13 protein-coding genes and 1 pseudogene are annotated in these 17,498 nt (G+C 25.5%); 7 read left to right on the forward strand and 7 right to left on the reverse strand.

Annotation, left to right across the window (positions count from 1 at the left end; all coding sequences use genetic code 11):
* The coding region (locus BP769_RS06440) for a DUF2149 domain-containing protein (RefSeq protein ID WP_413862314.1) at positions 1-189 on the forward strand (189 nt) is incomplete at its 5' end.
* 1,005 nt (positions 190-1,194) lie between these two features.
* On the opposite strand, the pseudogene BP769_RS06445 reads toward BP769_RS06440, so the two are convergent.
* Positions 1,195-1,548: pseudogene (locus BP769_RS06445) on the reverse strand (thermonuclease family protein); the annotation flags it as partial.
* Between the two features lie 602 nt (positions 1,549-2,150).
* Between BP769_RS06445 and BP769_RS06450 the strand changes: the two are divergent.
* Both BP769_RS06450 and BP769_RS06455 read left to right on the forward strand, forming a co-directional pair.
* Positions 2,151-2,690 (forward strand): TIGR00730 family Rossman fold protein, encoded by a 540-nt coding sequence (locus tag BP769_RS06450; protein ID WP_413824453.1) that lies wholly within the window; start codon positions 2,151-2,153, stop codon positions 2,688-2,690.
* Between the two features lie 22 nt (positions 2,691-2,712).
* Positions 2,713-4,296, forward strand: coding sequence for an NADAR family protein (locus BP769_RS06455; protein WP_413824450.1), 1,584 nt, complete (start codon positions 2,713-2,715; stop codon positions 4,294-4,296).
* A gap of 5 nt (positions 4,297-4,301) precedes the next feature.
* Here the strand turns inward: BP769_RS06455 and BP769_RS06460 are convergent, their stop codons facing one another.
* Complete coding sequence (locus tag BP769_RS06460; protein ID WP_413824447.1) at positions 4,302-4,694, reverse strand: winged helix-turn-helix transcriptional regulator; 393 nt, start codon at positions 4,692-4,694, stop codon at positions 4,302-4,304.
* A gap of 297 nt (positions 4,695-4,991) precedes the next feature.
* On the opposite strand from BP769_RS06460, the gene BP769_RS06465 reads away from it, so the two are divergent.
* The 4 genes from BP769_RS06465 (at position 4,992) to BP769_RS06480 (ending at position 7,399) form a co-directional block, all read left to right on the forward strand.
* Entirely contained in the window at positions 4,992-5,282 is a 291-nt protein-coding gene (locus BP769_RS06465; protein ID WP_413824444.1) for a hypothetical protein, read from the forward strand.
* A gap of 643 nt (positions 5,283-5,925) precedes the next feature.
* Positions 5,926-6,093 (forward strand): hypothetical protein, encoded by a 168-nt coding sequence (locus tag BP769_RS06470; protein WP_413828801.1) that lies wholly within the window; start codon positions 5,926-5,928, stop codon positions 6,091-6,093.
* Between the two features lie 21 nt (positions 6,094-6,114).
* A complete protein-coding gene (mtrH, locus tag BP769_RS06475) occupies positions 6,115-7,050 on the forward strand; it encodes a tetrahydromethanopterin S-methyltransferase subunit H (RefSeq protein ID WP_413828799.1) in 936 nt (311 codons plus the stop codon).
* Between the two features lie 187 nt (positions 7,051-7,237).
* Positions 7,238-7,399 carry a rubredoxin gene (locus BP769_RS06480; RefSeq protein ID WP_413824437.1) on the forward strand — a complete coding sequence of 54 codons (162 nt, stop codon included), beginning with the start codon at positions 7,238-7,240 and terminating at the stop codon, positions 7,397-7,399.
* Between the two features lie 434 nt (positions 7,400-7,833).
* Here BP769_RS06480 and BP769_RS06485 read toward each other — a convergent pair whose 3' ends face one another.
* From BP769_RS06485 to BP769_RS06505, 5 genes are all read right to left on the reverse strand, one after another.
* Positions 7,834-9,105: an ATP-binding protein gene (locus BP769_RS06485; RefSeq protein ID WP_413826906.1), complete on the reverse strand. Its 1,272-nt coding sequence runs from the start codon at positions 9,103-9,105 to the stop codon at positions 7,834-7,836.
* 290 nt (positions 9,106-9,395) lie between these two features.
* Positions 9,396-9,863 carry a hypothetical protein gene (locus tag BP769_RS06490; protein WP_409199016.1) on the reverse strand — a complete coding sequence of 156 codons (468 nt, stop codon included), beginning with the start codon at positions 9,861-9,863 and terminating at the stop codon, positions 9,396-9,398.
* Positions 9,864-11,001: 1,138 nt separating this feature from the next.
* A complete protein-coding gene (locus BP769_RS06495; RefSeq protein ID WP_413824432.1) occupies positions 11,002-14,337 on the reverse strand; it encodes a C1 family peptidase in 3,336 nt (1,111 codons plus the stop codon).
* A gap of 191 nt (positions 14,338-14,528) precedes the next feature.
* Positions 14,529-15,608: a tyrosine-type recombinase/integrase gene (locus tag BP769_RS06500; RefSeq protein WP_409199018.1), complete on the reverse strand. Its 1,080-nt coding sequence runs from the start codon at positions 15,606-15,608 to the stop codon at positions 14,529-14,531.
* 263 nt (positions 15,609-15,871) lie between these two features.
* A partial coding sequence (locus BP769_RS06505) for a histidine kinase dimerization/phosphoacceptor domain -containing protein (RefSeq protein WP_413828506.1) occupies positions 15,872-17,498 on the reverse strand: 1,627 nt, incomplete at its 5' end.

Genomic DNA, 17,498 nt, shown 5'->3' on the forward strand with positions numbered 1-17,498 from the left:
CAAAAACAAGATGCTATGAATGCTATGCAGAAAGTAGCTCAGGTAGATCAAGGCCAACAATTAAACGACACACCTGATACCAGTAATGCAAGTGGTAAAGGTTATACTGAAATGGGTAAAGTGTATAAAGATTCTAGTTCGGGAAAATTAATAATGGTGCAAAGTACTCTACGAACATTATATCCCTAACTTTTTTTATTTTTTTTCTTTTTAAAATTTTGTAATTTTAAATTAAATAAATTCTAAAAATTAATTTTTTTTATAAAAATTTTATATAAGATATAAACAATTTTAATTAAGTTATATGTAGATTGACTTATAAGTTAAACCCTAAATAGTAGATTAATCTTATTTAATTATAGTATTAATAATTTAAAATAAAGAATTATCTATTAGTAAGTATTTTAATTAGGTGTTGTTTTAATATTACTAGCTAGTTATTTTTTAGTATATTTTATAAGATTTTAAATTTGTTAATATAAATTTTAATATTTTAAAAAAAGAGTAAATGTGAAAAAAGAATAAAATATTATTCCTTTTTCTTTAAAAATAAAAGGTTTGAAGAATCATATATTTTTTAATTAAAAAAAAATAGTTCTTATAAAGACTAATAGAATTTAATTAGAAACAACAATTTATACAATTAAATAAGAAATTAAAAAAAAATAGAAAAAATAAGAAAATTATTTATTAGAAGCTTTGAGAGCCTGAACTCGGATCCAAATTCACTTCTTTAGTAGTTAAAGTATTCCCACTCTTATCATAAACAGTTATAAGTGCATGATCAGGGTAATACTTAAATGCATCTTTACTTGCTACTTTTAAGTTTCCTTGAGAACTTACAGTTTTAGGCACTATAATTCCATGATTAAGATTACTTCCATCACGACTATATAATACACTTATTTGTAAATTTTCACCAGCATGCTCAGCTCCAATGTTAACAGTACAATAAGTTTTAGCAGATAATGAACTAGCAGTACTGAAAGTACCACTTAATATTTCATAATTATTAACATTATCATTAACATTATTTTGCACAGTATTTTCCACATTATTATTGTTATCATTACGGTTTATACCGAAAAATGAGTAAAAATTATCCATAAAACTATAAGTTGCACCTAAAGTACTATCACATGTTCCAATGAAATTATAAGTACTACTGGAATCTGATTGCCAAGAGTATGGATTAAATTCACTTGGTGGAATATACATTATTTCTGCAAGACCTTCATCAAGTAAGATTTGATTTAAGTTTTTACCATCAACTATAACAACTGCTAAAGTACGACCATACTTATCCTTATTTTTACTATCATCAATATCTAAACTAACAGTTTTATCTAGACATAATTTTTTAACAAAATTCTTGGAAGTATTGTATCCTTCAACTCCACGTTCAGGTGTGTTAACTCCAACAAATCGGACTTTCCCAACACCAGAAACATATATAGTGTCCCCGTCAACTACTTTAGTACAAGTACCACTTACTTCACTATTACAATCAGTATCTGAGTATTGACTTAGAATATCAGAAACACTCATACTTGAATATTTACTTTCAGGTATTGTATGTGAAAATCCTGTACCTTTATAATAATAAGCACTAACAGTAGATAAAGCACTAACCGCCACAATCATTATAATTAATATTGCAAGAATATACTTTTTTTCAATTTTTATTATCTTTATCCCCCCTTTAAGAATTAATTATGTATATGATTAAGTATATTCTTTTAAGTGTAATATAAACTTTTTTAAATCTTTCTACGGCACTGTCAAAAACTTAGTTGATATTTGTTTTCTCGTTTTTATGTACGAAAATTTTGGTTAAAATTTAAATCAATGAAATAATGATTTTTTAATTCTATGAGTTTTTGTAGTACTAATTAATAATAATTCACCTTAACATGTAAAATTAAGCTAATATATTAATTGTACGATACTTAAATTAAAATTTAAACATTATTATATGAAAAAAATATAACTCCTAATATTTTTTAAAAAATAATATCAACTAAGTTTTTGACAGAGCCCTTTCTACTTCAAAAAGTAAATTATAGTCTTAAGTATAAAACTATTAAAATAATTAAAAACAAAACTATTAACTAATTACTAATGATTTAATTATGGGAGTTTTGATAATTTTGCGCATATGCCTTTATGGATCAGGGACTAATAAAATTAATAAGGAATATAAGGATAAAGGTTATCTTTTAGGTGAGGAAATAGCTAAAAGGGGACATACTTTAGTTTTTGGTGCTGGAGATGATGGTATGATGGGTGCTGTATCTCATGGAGTGAAAGATAATAATCAAGAAATTATAGGTATTGCACCAGATTGGATGGAAGATTTTGAGGGAATGAATAATAATTGCACCTGTAAAGTATTAACTAATAGTATGCAGGAACGGAAGAAATTATTCTTTGAAGACTCTGATGCATTCATAATAGTGCCTGGTGGTTTAGGTACATTAGATGAATTTTTTGAAATCTTAACTTTAAAGAAATTAAAAAAACATGATAAACCTATCATAATTTATAATATAAACAATTATTACAATACTTTATTTGAAATGTTAGATTTTATGGTGAGTGAAGGAACCATAAATCAAGATAATCTTAATTTATACCAAGTAAGTACTACTGTTAAAGAAACTCTTGATTTAATAGAAAAAACTTTGTAATCTTAGAGGGGGGGATTTTTGCATGGTTGAAGATGAGGATGAATCATTACAAAATAGTTTAAATGAGTTTAAAAATGTTTTAGAGCTTAATTTAACTGATAATGAAGAGGAAAATCGGAAGTTTTTAATAGGTAAGATAAAGGAATTAGATGAAAAACCTTATAATGAATTGAAAAGGGGTCAAATTGATTTAATTAGTAAATATTTCCGTTATGAAAAAGGTAAATTTCCTGCACCACCATGGTTAATGTATCCTACATATTCAAGTTTCACTATAGGTTGGAGGATGGGTTCTGGGGAAAATTATAGGACTAATTTTTTCATGGCCTTAAGAGATCAAGAAGAGTTTGATAAATATTTCCCTAAACCTCCTAATTGGAGATTTACACGTATAGAAGAATTCTCACCTAATATTCAAGAATTAAAAAGTTTACCCTTGTTTGGGGATTGTTGGAATAAATATGGAAAACCTTTATACACTTTAAAAGGATTAGAAGAGGATTACTACTTAGATGATAATATTAATATTTGGGATAAAATAAGTTTAAGTGATGATTTATTTGTCATTAAAAAGGACTTAATACATAGCACAGAATATGGTTTTCATTATAATTCTTTTAAATTTACTTCAATAGCTCATGGTTTATTAGCTTCTAAAATTTTATATTTTAATAATCATGTGGATATTAGAAGTTCTTATGATGAATTGAAAGATTTAAATATTGAATTTTCCCAAGAAGAAGAGGAAATTTGGGAAAAAATCCAGTATACTGTTTTTTTAAATGTATTATACTATAGTGCTATGAGTAATGAATCCTTGAAAAATAAATTATTTAATACCAAAAATAAAGTTTTAGCATATTTTCCAGGATATGATGATCCTATTTTAGGTGTTTATTTTGATGGTGAAGAGTCTGTTGGTGACAATTTAATTGGTTTTGCTTTAATGGAAGTTAGATATGAACTTATGAAATTGTATGAACACGTAGATTTAATAGATTGGGAATACACTAATTTTATAGAAAAATGTAACTTTTATATTTTTAATCCTTATGATAATGAAAAGGATAGTATTAATTTAAGTGATGAACAGTCACCTGAATATAAAATTTATGAAGCAACATATAATAATCTTAAATATTTAGTAAGGGATGTGGATTTAAGTCCTGAAATTGAGGATAAATATGTTAAAGGTGAAATTTTACAAGAGAAAGGTTTTACTGATGCAAGTTCTAAAATTGGGAAAATAACTGCAAGTCATAGGTTCTTAATATTATCTAATCAGATGAAAGATTTATCTAGTTTTGAACATGATACTGATTGGGGATTGTATACTGCAGCTAATGATAGTAAATTTAAAGTTTTAGATGTTTACGAGTATAATGGTAAAACTCAAATTACTTTACTTCATTTATTAGACTTATGGGAGATTTTTAAGGATGATACAACTATAAATGAGGATGTTGTTGAATCTGCTAGGGAGAATTTCAGGAAATCTTTTAACATGGAACCTGTAAGTTCTCTTATGAGTGATACTTGGAAGGATCGTTGTAAATATCCTATTGGTTTAGATAATGATGGGAATTATTTTAAATTAGATGATTAAAGTTTTTATTTTATGTTTAATTTTTCTTTAAATAATTTTTTAATATTTTTTTTGGTTTCTTCACTGTAATATTGATTATATTCATCTGTATTTACTGTATACATTGCTAGTTCATAGATAATTTTATTTAATGATTTTCCTTTTTTTGTTAATTCATATTCTATATTTTTAGGATTTTCTGGATCTATATTTTTTATGATTAAGTTGTTGCATTCCATTTGTTTTAGGCATCTTGATTGGACTTTATTTGTTAATTTTGGTTTATTTTCTTTAAATTCATTAAAATGTTTTTTTCCAAACATCATATCTTTTACTATTTGTATTACCCATTTTTTTGTTATTAAATCTAGTGACATTTCTACTGGGCAGTACTTTATTGTTTTTTCTATGTTTGTCATGATTTTCCCTATTATTTTTTTTATTATTATTCATTATAATTTTTATAGTTTAAATTATTTTAGGTGTCTATTCTGTCACCTAAATTGTTTTATTTATTATTTTTTCTTGGTTATTTTCTTTATTTCACTTAGTATTTGTTTTAAGTATCTGTTTAGTCACTTTATCTTTATATATGTATTTTTACAAATTGAATTATAACAATAGTTAAAAAGAAAATGATTTAGTTTTTTAATTATTGTAAAAATTTAAAAAGAAAAATATTTAAAATATATCTTATATTTTTGGAGGAATTTAATATGGCTGTAAAAGCATATCTTAATATAATAATGAAAATAGATGAAGAAAACCGTCCGGCAGCAGCTAAAGTTTACAATACTTATCGTCAACCATTTTTAGATGATATTGAAGGTGCTTTAACTAAAGAATTATTAATTCGCGATGAGGATATTGAAGTTGTACATGGATTTGATAGTATGGAACATGCACAAGCATATCTTGAATCTGATTTATTTAAAACTAAAGTAGCTCCAGGTCTTAAACCTACTTGGGTAGCTGATCCTGATATCCGTTTTTATAGTGTTGCATAAGAAAATTAATTTTTTAAAAAATTTTATAAATCAAATTTTTTTTAAAACAATTAAATTCTAAATTTTGTATTATTTATTAAAAGTAATAGAAAGTATAAAATATTTTGAGGGGGGGGATAAATTTATTCTCTCTCATTATAATATATTTTTCTCAATTAATTATTTAATAATTTTGAGTAAATATTTTAAAAATAGTATTATCTTTTTAATTTTTATGTTTATTTTTTCTAGTTTTATTTCATTTTATTAAGCTTTTGGGTAATTCTTTTAATTTTTATGTTTTTTTTACTGGTAAAGTTTATATATTAAGGATTATAAACTACTATTTACTCAAGTATATTTTATAAAAATTAAATTAAACTTTAATATTTTTTTAGATACTATTTGAGCATAAGAGAATATAAAAAATAAAGAAAAAAAATTAAATAAAAAGCATGTTTTATAAAAAAATAAGTTTCTAATCCCAAAAAAAAAATTTATACAAAACCTATTTTTTTATAAAATACCTAAAATATTTAATCAAAAAAAATATTCGGATAAAAGTAAATCCAACAATCTAATTAAACCTCCTTAGCTTATTTAATAAATTTTTTTCCATTATAATATATTCTCTAAAAAAAAGAATAATAGGATATGTGAAAAAATGAAAATTTATTCAAAAGAAAAAAACATTAGAGACCCTTCTGGTAAAAACTATCAAAAAAATAGTAAAGCTCCTGAAGTAAAAACCGGTACAATAACACAGCCCATTATAAATAATAAAGAAAACAATACATTCAAAAAAGATGATGAATTAATAGTTTTCTACTAAAAAAAAGGATTATTGATAAAAATGTTTAAATATAATACTGAGCAAAAAGTTGTAGAAGTTGCTGGACTCAAATGTGGTGGACAACCTGGAGAATATCCAACAGTACTTGCAGGTACAATCTTCTATGCTGGACACAAAATCATAAAAGATGAATTAACTGGAGAATTCGATAAGGATGCTGCAGAAAAACTAATTAAAGACATGGAAGAAATGGAAGATACAACAGGAAATCCATGTATAATACAATGTTTCGGTGCAACACCAGAAGCAATAGAAAAATATTTAGAATTCATCGGAGACATATCAGACAAACCATTCTTAATAGATTCAACAAGTGGAGAAGCAAGATCTGCAGGAGCACAATATGTGCAAGAAGCAGGATTAGTTGACCGTGCAATCTATAATTCCATAAATATGTCATTAGAACAAGAAGAACTAGATATACTAAAAGAAACTGATATTAATGCTTCAATTATTTTAGGATTTAACCCAATAGACTCTGGAGTAATGGGAAAAATTGATATTTGGGATAATGGTGGTTCACCAATGGAAAGAGGATTACTAGATCTAGCTAGTGAATGTGGAATAGAAAAGTTTTTCATGGACACTGCAGTAACCCCTATAACACAAGGTGGTGGAGATGCAGCAAGAGCAACATTTGCTGAAAAAGATAAATGGGGATACCCAGTAGGATCTGGAATCCATAACATTCCATCTGCATGGGACTGGTTACGTGACTTTAAAAAGAATGTTAGAAAAGAAGCTTTCCATGTATGTGATATTGGAGCAGACCTTTTACAAATTTGCGTAGGGGGAGATTTCTGCCTATTTGGACCTATAGAAAATTCCCTAGATTTATTCCCTGCAGCAGCAATGGCTGATTCAATGTTTGCAGAAGCAGGAGCACAATTAGGAACTGAACCTGTGGAAAACCATCCAATAAACAAACTATTCTAATAAATTATAAAATTTTTCTTCTTCTATTTTTCCTTTTTTAAATTCTTTTTTCAATATTTTTACTTAAATAAATTTTTCACTAAATCCTAGTTTTAAAGAAACAAAAGACTAAATAAATTAGTTAATAGGAAAGGAATGGAGAATTAAATATAAAAATATTTATATAAAAAAATACAATTCTATAATCATGATGTGTGAATGTAGATATTGTAGTTATATTTATCTTTCTGATGTTGGGGCTCCTGCTTTTGGTATTGAGCCTGGAACACTTCCTAAGGATTTCCCATTACAGAAATGTCCTTATTGTAACAGTCCGGTAAACATTTTTTATATTTGTTATGATAGATAAGGGAATTTTAATTTTTAACTTTTAACTTTTAACTATTTTTTTTTACAATTATTGTTTAAAATTTATATTGATTAAATTCAGGTTATATTCGTAAATTTTAATTTTTTCATTTTTAAAATATTCAATCTTAAATTTTTTTTTATTTAATTTTTTTGGATGGGGGGAATTTTTGTTTTCCTATACTTTTTATGTCGTTATACCAATGTATAACGACAAGTATTTTTAGAGTAAAAAAAATACTCCTAAAACAAGGAAAATAATTTAGTACATATAGGGTAATTAGTGCCATTTCACTAATTTGTGAAGATTAGGATTTTCAAAGGAATTTCCCAAAACATTTTTTTCTAGATCTAAAAAACACACTTTCGATTACAATTTTCCTTTCACTTCAAGAGGAGGAAATTAAAAAGAAAAATAAAAAAATAATAAAATTTTTATCTTAAACAACCAATAGGTAAAATTTTAATACCATCACTACGAGTATATGCAAATTCACCACCAGTAATAATAGCTAAAAATTTAGGTTGACGCATATTCCTCTCATTAATTAAACTCTTTAATTTAAGTAAATTTTTAGAAGCCTTTTCAATCTCATTACTACCTAACTTAAATTCAATTAAAGCATAATCACCATTTTTTAAATGTAAAATACAATCAGATTCTAAACCATACCTATCATGATAATAAGAAACTCTACCCCCATTACTATGAGTATAAACACTTAAATCTCTAATACATAAGTTTTCAAAAATAAAACCAAAAGTATTCAAATCTTGAATTAAACTCTCAGGACTTAAATCTAATGCAGCAACAGCAATAGATGGATCAATGAATTCTTTTTTATGACTAGTTCTAATTGCAGTAGAAGATCGAATATTAGGTGACCACGCAGGAATATCTCTTATAACATATAATCTTTTTAATGCATCAATATAAGAATAATAAGTAGGTTTACTAATATCTTCATAATTAGCATTAATATCTTTTAATATTGTTGAATTTTTAGCTAGTGTAGAAATGTTACGTGCATATGATTCCAATATAATCCTAACTTTATTAGGATCACTTTTAACACCATTAACTTTAGAAACATCACTTTCACAAATATTGGTAAGATAAGATGATACAACAAATAATTGACCTTCTCTTGTTTTTAAGTTTAAACTTTCTGGCCATCCCCCACGGCAAGAAGCATAAATTAAATCTTCAATTGATAAATTTGATTTAATACCTTCAATATTTAAATCAGGATCTTTAAATAAATCTATTATTGAGATTTTTCCATTAGATTCATTACTTTCAAATAATGTCATTGGCCTCATAAGAAGCCTATGAATCCTTCCAGTACCGGAGTGATAAATTTCTGATTCATCAACACTTGTAGAACCTGTTAAAATGTATAATCCCTGTTCATGTAAATTATCTACACTATTTCTAACTGCATCCCATAAAACAGGTGCCATTTGCCATTCATCAATCAATCTTGGTTTTTCACCTTCTAGTAATAATGATGGTTTAATTTCTGCCATTTTTAAATAGTTTTTAGTTTTATCGGGATCTTGTAATTTAAGTATACTATTTGAATGTTGCTCTGCAGTTGTAGTTTTTCCACACCATTTAGGACCAATTATAAGGATTGCACCTATCATTTCTAAATATTTATCAATTTCTTCATCAATTAACCTTTTTAAATATTTATTCTCCATTTTTATCACTAATTAGAACTTATTAAGTAATATTTTTTTATCTTAATTATATTATACTTTACTACTTTGTGGTAATATACTTAACCATTTTGTGATATTTTATTTAACTACTTTGTGATAAAATTAGAATCTAGCTAGAGTATAAATTTAAATAATATATAAATAATGATTGTGGAATTTAAATTTTTCAATGCATAAGACTTAAATTTTTAAAAAGAGTAATTTAATATTTAAATAATTTAAAAAAATGGAATTATAGGGTTTATTTTAAACCCCATAGAATTTATTATTTATTTTTCTGTTATACTATTTATTATATAATTTACTGGGTTTCCTGGTTGGGTTGCATCCCAATTAGCATTTACATTGTCTTGTACTATAACAAATATTTCAACATTTTTATTTTTTACTTCTATATTGTATTGGTATGATACTGTGTCTGATCCTGTATCATCTAATTTTATTTCATTTACTGTCCAATTACCTATTTTAATATCTTTTGAACTTGAATGATAACTTGATGGTATTGCTCCAGAATCGTCTCGTATTGTGTACATTGTGTTATTCTTATCTTTAAAAGTCATTCCATGAGTATCTTGTGATTGTGAATCTGTTCTTTGTAAGTCATCTGAATGTTTGAATGTGAAATCTGCAAATTGCGTTTCAGTTACATCTGCTGCATATACACTAGTTAGTACACTGGTTATTAGTATTAGGCTTAGTAATATGATTCCTATTTTGGTTATTTTATTGCTCATCTATTTTTCACCATTTGATTTTTATAGAATATATAAATTTTTAGGTACTAATTCTTTAAAAAAATAAATAAGAAATTAGTGTAGTTATATCTATGTTTTATAGATTAAATACTTTACTATAAACAGTTCAAAAAATTAATAAATAATTATATAAACATTTAAACTTAAATTAATAAATTAAACTGTTGATATAAAATTAATTTATAAAAAAAGAAATATAAATTGAATTATTCTTAAGTAGTATTAGAATATTTTAAGTTTTTGATTAAAATCATGTATTTATATAAGTTGATGTATATGTACTTATACTATTTTAGTATTTTCTCACTTTTTTATAGGATCCTCCTCATATTTTTTGGATATTTAATTATTAAATCTTTGGTAAATAGTTTCATCTTATTAAAACTATTTTATATTATTACTTTATTTGTTACTATTAATACCATATTAATAATATTATTTATTTTATTAAAAGTATTATCTTAATAGTAGTAATATTTATTTTATTAAAAGTATTATCTAATATTAGTATTATTTATTTTATTAAAAGTATTATTATAATAGTAGTAATACTTTTTATATTAAAATTATTACTTATTTAGTGGAGAAGTAATAGGGTGTATAAATTAAAAAATAATACTATTAGTATAATAAGTATTAATTTTTTGGATCTTATTAATTTTTAATACATACATTAAATTTTTAAGAAATCTAGTAAAATTAATACTAATAAGTTTTAAAGTATTATTTTTAAGGAGTAATCCTTTTTAGATATTTTGTATTACTAAAAATTCACTTTAAAATTAGTAATATTTTTTAAGTTAATAGTATTATTTTATAAAAGTAATACTTTTAAAATTAAGAATATTACTTTAAGAATTATAATACTTTTAATCAATTTAGTATTAATTAAAAAAGTAATATTTAATTCAAATTTTGTATTAAAGTAGTTCCTAGATACTAAAACAATACTTTAGTAAAAATGTTTATAAAATAGCAAACAATAAATTAGAGTTAAAATCTATAAAATTGGAGAAAATACTAAAAATAAGTAAGTACATATACATTAACTTAATGAAAAACACTAATTTAAGAAAAAAATTTAAAAATAAAAAAAATAAAAGATTAAAAAATACACTTAACTAGTAACAGTTATAGTAGTACTTGCACTAGAAGGTTCATATTGACTAGTACCAGAATAACTACATTCTGCACGATAATTTCCAGCATATAAATTAATTTCTAACTGATACTCACCATTAACATCAGTACTTGCCCAATAAACTTTACTTTGACCATTACTATTAGAAAGCTTAATAGCAATATGCTGACCAATTAAAGGAGATCCAGCATAATTAGTTAAAACTCCAGTAAAGTTCATATTAGCACCATAAGGTTCAACAAACTTATTAGCAACTAAAACAGTAGAGTTTTCAGATTTAGTAACAACAATATTCTTAACACCAGTACTTACACTTTGATAAATATTAGCTCCATCAAAAGATGCTTGAGCAGTATATTCACCAGGATATAAGTTAATTTCTAATTGATACTCCCCTTTATTATCAGTACTTGCCCAATAAACTTTACTTTGACCATTACTATTTGAAAGTTTAATAGCAATATGCTGACCAATGATTGGATTATTAAAAGCATCAACTAACTTTCCAGTTAAATTAGCTGCAACACCATAAACTTTAACTAAATCATTACATGTTAAAGTACATGAATTATTAACAAGTATAGTACTATTAATTGTTGTAGATTCAGAACCTGTACTGTAAGTAACAGTTATATTATTTAATCCATTAGTTTCAGGTAATAATATATTAACATTTGCGATTCCATTAGTCACATTAGAAGTATAATCTTTACCATCAACAGTTATTGTAACAGTTCCCGTATTCGGTAAATTACCATAAATATCAGACACATTTACTTCTACAGTAGTACTAGCTTTAGGAATACCAGTAATGCTTGGAACACTTATAGCATAATTATTAATGGGTAATGTGAAAGCTTTTAAACAAGCTACTTGGCCTGCTTTATATGAGTGTCCTGGTACTACATCAATATATTCTGCAAGATCATACCATGTTTTACCATCATAACTGAAATAACTTACACCAGAAATAATAGGTGTAATAGTGGTTTCATTTTCTTGGATTGGAATATTAGCTGAACTACTATTAGTTCTAATATTTAAATCAATTGCAAAGTTATCTCCTTCATTTAAAAAGATATCAGTATTTAAAGCAATAGTATGATATCCTTGTAGGCTGTAACCTGTTTGAGTATATACTAATTCATCATTTACATAAATGTAAGCTGTATAATCTGTATTTTCATTAAAATATGTACTGAAAGCTTTAAGATTATCATTTCCAGTACTATTATAATTTACACTATACCAAACATTATTAGTTCCAGTTACTAACCAATCTGTCATCATTACATAGTCATATTGGTAATTTTTATAATATTTATTAGTATTATTCAATACAAAAGTGAAACTATTAGTTTTACCTACTTGAGCAAACATAGTATCATAATAAGACACATAGAAGTATCCACCATCACCCCAACTGGTTCCCCAACTATTTTTAACTATAAATGCACCATCACCTGAAGGAGTGTTTCTAAAATTATATCTACTATAATTATCATCCCAACCTAAAATACATACTGCATGATTAGCTGAAGAGCTTCCAGTATAATAGTAAGTATTATGGTATAAAATTGATTCATCCATGTAAATTGAAGCCGCAACTGCCCCATAATTTAGTATAGCAGATTTTATAGCATTATTATCAGTGTAACTTGTACGTGTGAATGTTAAAATATCTTGAATATTGAAGATATTATTTAGAACACTAGAAACAGTAGTATAATCATTATAAGTTTCTGTTGATTCATTAATAGGTCCTAACCAACTAGCTAGATATCCATAAGCCATTTCAAAAGTTCCACCACTATTTGGAACATTATTATTGTATTCATAAATACTGTAAAGTGCCATTAAATTTTTCATATTAGATTCAGATAAGTCATAACTTGAATTAGTAGCTTTTAATAAACAAGATTCTAATGCAGCGTAAGTTGCAAAAGCCCAACAACTACCACTAGTTAATTGATTTTTAACAGAAGTAACTAAGTCATAATTTCTTAAATCATAAGAATCAGGTAATGTTCCATTGAATAATGTGTAATTTGCACTAATTGTTTGACTTACATTATTTGAAATGCTTACTATAGGACTGTCAGAATTGTAGAAATCAGCACCATAAACTGCTATATTTCCAGTATATTCATTATTTAAATCAGTATAATCATTATTTAAGAATGAAAAGACTGCTCCACCATAGACTGCAGTGCTATTTTCAAATTTGTTTTTTTCTAATTTTAAACTAGAGGCATTAATTACATAGAGTGCTCCACCATAAATAGCAACATTTGATTGGAAGTTAGTTTGGTATATGTTTAAATTAGAGTAAATATTGTAAATTGCACCACCATAATGGTATGCAGAATTACCTATGAAATTACAGTTTTCAATGTTTAAAGTATTGTTTAATTGAGCTATACCTCCACCTATTTGAGCCACACAATCAGTGAAATTAGTATTGCTTAAACTAATACCTGTTTTTATACTATAAATTCCACCACCAGTACTGTTTATGGAAACACAAGCATTGAAATTAGAGTCATCTATAATAAGATTACTGTTTTCAATTCCTATAGCTCCTCCCATTAAGGTAGATCCAGAATCATTAAAAATAGTACTTACTATTTGCATTGAACCTTCATTAAGGTATATACTTCCACCATAAGTTGCTACATTACCATTGAAATTAGAATTTTCTATTATAATCTTATTGTTTCTGATTCCATATATTGCTCCTCCCCATTTTGCAGAATTATCTGTGAAAGTTACATTATATAGTTCTAAGTTAGCATTACTGTTTAAAAAAATACTTCCTCCATTACTATAAGAATAACAATCATTTATGATTAAATTTTTCAAAATTAAAGTTGCATGGTTAACATTGAAAGTTCTGACGGAATCTAAACCATTTATTGTGTATCCGTTACCTTCGATTGTAACAGTTCTTCCAACACTTATACCATTAGTATAATAATTAATTTCATTATTACTTACTGTAATATTGCTAGTTAGGTAGACTATACTATTTTGGTTTATAGCATTACTTAAATCAGTGAATGTACTTATACTGGAACCAATATTTGTATTTGAGTTATTATTAGAACTTATTGTACTTGTATTTTCACTATTTGTTGATAATAATGTTGTATTATCATTATTACTTATTGCTTGAGTTTCAGAGTTTAGATTTATACTTGTTTGATTATTTGTAGTATTATTTATGTCTGCTGCTGATACTGTGCTTATACAAATTAAGCTGAATAAGATTAATGTAATAAGTATTGTTAACGTTTTATTTTTAGTATTCATTAATTTTTTTCCCTCCTTTTAGCATTTAACAATGTATTATTTTTTTGATTAAATTGTAAAAATTTTTTTAATCATTTATTGTATAAGTTTCTATTATTATTTATTTTTTACTATAAGATTTCCGCTTCTATTCAAGATTTTAAACATTTTAATTAAATTTTTTCATTAATTTTAGGGTTTAAATATTTTTTTTAATAATTTTGGATGTGGTTTTGTTTTATTTTTTGTTTCATGTGTTCATGGTCTGTGTGAATGTATTTGTCTGTGGTTTGACTGTTACTGTGTCCTGCTATAGTTTGTACTTCTGCTACTGTTAATATTTCTGCGTAGTGGCTTAGTGCTGTGTGTCTTAGGATGTGTACGCTTACATTTTTATAGTAATTTATTGGGCAGTCTATATTGTTTTTTTCTATTTGTTCATCTGTTAGTCGTGCATATTTTTTGACTATTTCTTGTACTGCTCTTTTCCCTATTCTTTTGTTGGAGTGATTTGTGAATAGTTCTTCTCTTGTTTTTTCTTGTTCTGCTTTGTTTCTTTGTATTATTTTGTGTTTTTTTCCTTTTTTGTTTTTTCTAAGTTTGCTTATTCTTTCAAAGATCATTTCGTTTATGTTTATTAAGGTGTCGTAGGTTATGAATGTTGTACGGTCTTTGTTTTCTCCTTTTGTTGTTTCTGCTCTTAGGTGTACTTCTATTATTTCGTTTCGATCTTCTGGTAGTGTGTATAATCCTTTGTTATTGAGTGGGGCTTGTATGTCTGTTTTGTTTAGGTTTACTAGTTCTTTTAATCGTATTCCTGAGTCTAAGAATGTTTTTACTATGGAGTAATCTCTTTTGTTTCCAGTTTCTTCGATTGTTCGGAGGTATAGTCTGGTTTGTTTTCGTGTGAGGCTTATTTTTTCGATTCTTTTTTTTGCTGTTTCTGGATCTTCGGTTTTAACTTCTATTATGTCTTTCATTTTTATGGGTTCGTGTTGTATTTCTTCTTGGACTTCTTCGGAGTTTATGAATTCTAGTATGTTCATCATGTAGGTTTTGACGGTTGTTCTTTTGTTTTTTCGTGTTTTTAGGCAGTGTCGTCTGTAGTGTTTGATTTGTTTTTTGACGTTTTTTGTGTTTAGTTCTGTTATTTGGTTTTGTTGGAGGTATTTTATGAATTGGTTGATGTTGAAGGTTTGTTTTTTTGTTGTTTCTGTGGTGAGGTTTTTTATTTCGGTTTTTTCTTCTATGTAGTCTTGGAGGTATTCTGGTAGGTTTTGTGTTTTTATCATGTTTTTCCCTTTTTGTAGGTTTTCGTATATTATTATATAAAATATACGTTCTCTTTATATATAAATTTTAATGTTGAAACCCCAAAATACGAAAATACAAAAACGATACAAGTACATATACCTCAACTCATAAAAATATACAAGTTTCTTAAAAAATAGAAATTTATGAAAAAAATCAGAGCATGGAAAATATTTAAAAAATTTATACAAAACCAAATAAGTATTAAAACAAAAATAAAAAATAAACATCCCAAAAAAAAGGATTAAATATTAAATTCAATCAAATAAGATGTACCCTCAGAAGGCAATAAAAATATAGAACCTTCAATCTGTTTAATTAAACTTTTCATAATTAAAAAACCAAAATCCTTAGGATCATCAAAATCAACATCTTCAGGTAACCCAATACCATTATCCCCAATAATTAATTTAATAATATCCCCATTAGTTTTTAAACTAATATTAATAATACCAGATTGATTATTAGGAAAAGCATAATTTAAACTATTATTTAAAATTTCAGAAATAATTAAACTTAAAGGAATAGCATTATCCATACTAACCTTAATATTATCTAAATTTAAATCCAAATCAATATCAAGATTATCATTATTTGCAAGTAAAAATCTTGCTTGCTCTTCAATATAATCTTTTAAATTAATATGAGCATAATCCTCAGATTGATAAAGTTTTTTATGGACAATAGCCATAGTATTAATACGATTCTTTGTAGATTCTAAAGTTTCTTGAGGAGAATCAGGTTTATAACGCATATTCAAATTTAATAAACTTAAAATGATTTGTAAATTATTTTTAACACGATGATGAACTTCTTTTAAAAGAACTTCTTTTTCCTGTAATAAATTTGTAAGCTGTTGAGTTTCCTTAATATTTTCACTAATATCCTGAATATACCCTACACTATTAATTAATTGCCCCTCATCATCTGATTGACAATCAATATAAATTTCAACATCTTTAATATCCCCATGGGATGTTTGAATTTGAGTCTTAAAAAGAACACTATTACTATTTATAATAGAATCAAAAATTATTTTACTAGTTCTTTCCCTGTCATCTTTAACAATAAAAGAGCGAATAATATCATTAGTTAAATCTAAATTTTCCTTCTTTTCCCCTATAATATTAAAGAATTCATCACTCCACTCATAACCGTTCTTATAATCCCAATAAACATACGCAATTTTACTAATATTTGAAACTAAATCTAAAGTACTCAATAATTTCTCAGCTTTAATCTGATGATTAACACCTTCAGTAATATCAAATGCATAAAAAAGTACTGCAGGCCCACCATTAAAACTGGAAGGTTGCATTGTAGCTTTAGCATAAACTGTACTACCATCTTTATGTTTAATGGTTAAAACATCAGTATAATTAAAAAGTTCCTTATTAAGTAATTTAGAATAAACTTCATCAAATTCATAAGGGGAAGATTTATTTTTAAAACGTGGATTATTGAAAAAATAATCATTACCTAATAATTCTTCTGGTTTATAACCTGTAATTTTCTCATTAGCTTTATTAGCAGCTACAATTTTTTTATTCTGAATAATCATTAAAGGATCAGGTGCATTATATAATAATCTCACATCATTTTCATCCATAAATTTAGTTTTTGAATTAGATTTAGTCTTAAAAATACAATAAATCTTATTATTATATTTAAAGATTTTTTGCCTAGATGATGCAATTAATGAATCTTCCACATAATATAAAATTTTTAAATTTCTGGTTTTACCAGTTACATAAACTTCATCTAATATTTTCTTAAACCCTAAAATATCCATTATGGGAAATGTTTTTAAATAAGATTTATTAAATAAATCAATATCTTTAGTTACCCCATCAAAATCATTATAATTAAAA

Source organism: Methanobrevibacter sp. UBA417, from assembly GCF_002508845.1.
GTDB lineage: Archaea > Methanobacteriota > Methanobacteria > Methanobacteriales > Methanobacteriaceae > Methanobrevibacter_A > Methanobrevibacter_A acididurans.

Bases quoted from the DNA above. Each gene is read 5' to 3' on its own strand.
- BP769_RS06455 (WP_413824450.1), top strand. From the start codon at position 2,713: ATGGTTGAAGATGAGGATGAATCATTACAAAATAGTTTAAATGAGTTT.
- BP769_RS06460 (WP_413824447.1), bottom strand. From the start codon at position 4,694: ATGACAAACATAGAAAAAACAATAAAGTACTGCCCAGTAGAAATGTCA.
- BP769_RS06465 (WP_413824444.1), top strand. From the start codon at position 4,992: ATGGCTGTAAAAGCATATCTTAATATAATAATGAAAATAGATGAAGAA.
- BP769_RS06470 (WP_413828801.1), top strand. From the start codon at position 5,926: ATGAAAATTTATTCAAAAGAAAAAAACATTAGAGACCCTTCTGGTAAA.
- mtrH (WP_413828799.1), top strand. From the start codon at position 6,115: ATGTTTAAATATAATACTGAGCAAAAAGTTGTAGAAGTTGCTGGACTC.
- BP769_RS06480 (WP_413824437.1), top strand. From the start codon at position 7,238: ATGATGTGTGAATGTAGATATTGTAGTTATATTTATCTTTCTGATGTT.
- BP769_RS06485 (WP_413826906.1), bottom strand. From the start codon at position 9,105: ATGGAGAATAAATATTTAAAAAGGTTAATTGATGAAGAAATTGATAAA.
- BP769_RS06490 (WP_409199016.1), bottom strand. From the start codon at position 9,863: ATGAGCAATAAAATAACCAAAATAGGAATCATATTACTAAGCCTAATA.
- BP769_RS06495 (WP_413824432.1), bottom strand. From the start codon at position 14,337: ATGAATACTAAAAATAAAACGTTAACAATACTTATTACATTAATCTTA.
- BP769_RS06500 (WP_409199018.1), bottom strand. From the start codon at position 15,608: ATGATAAAAACACAAAACCTACCAGAATACCTCCAAGACTACATAGAA.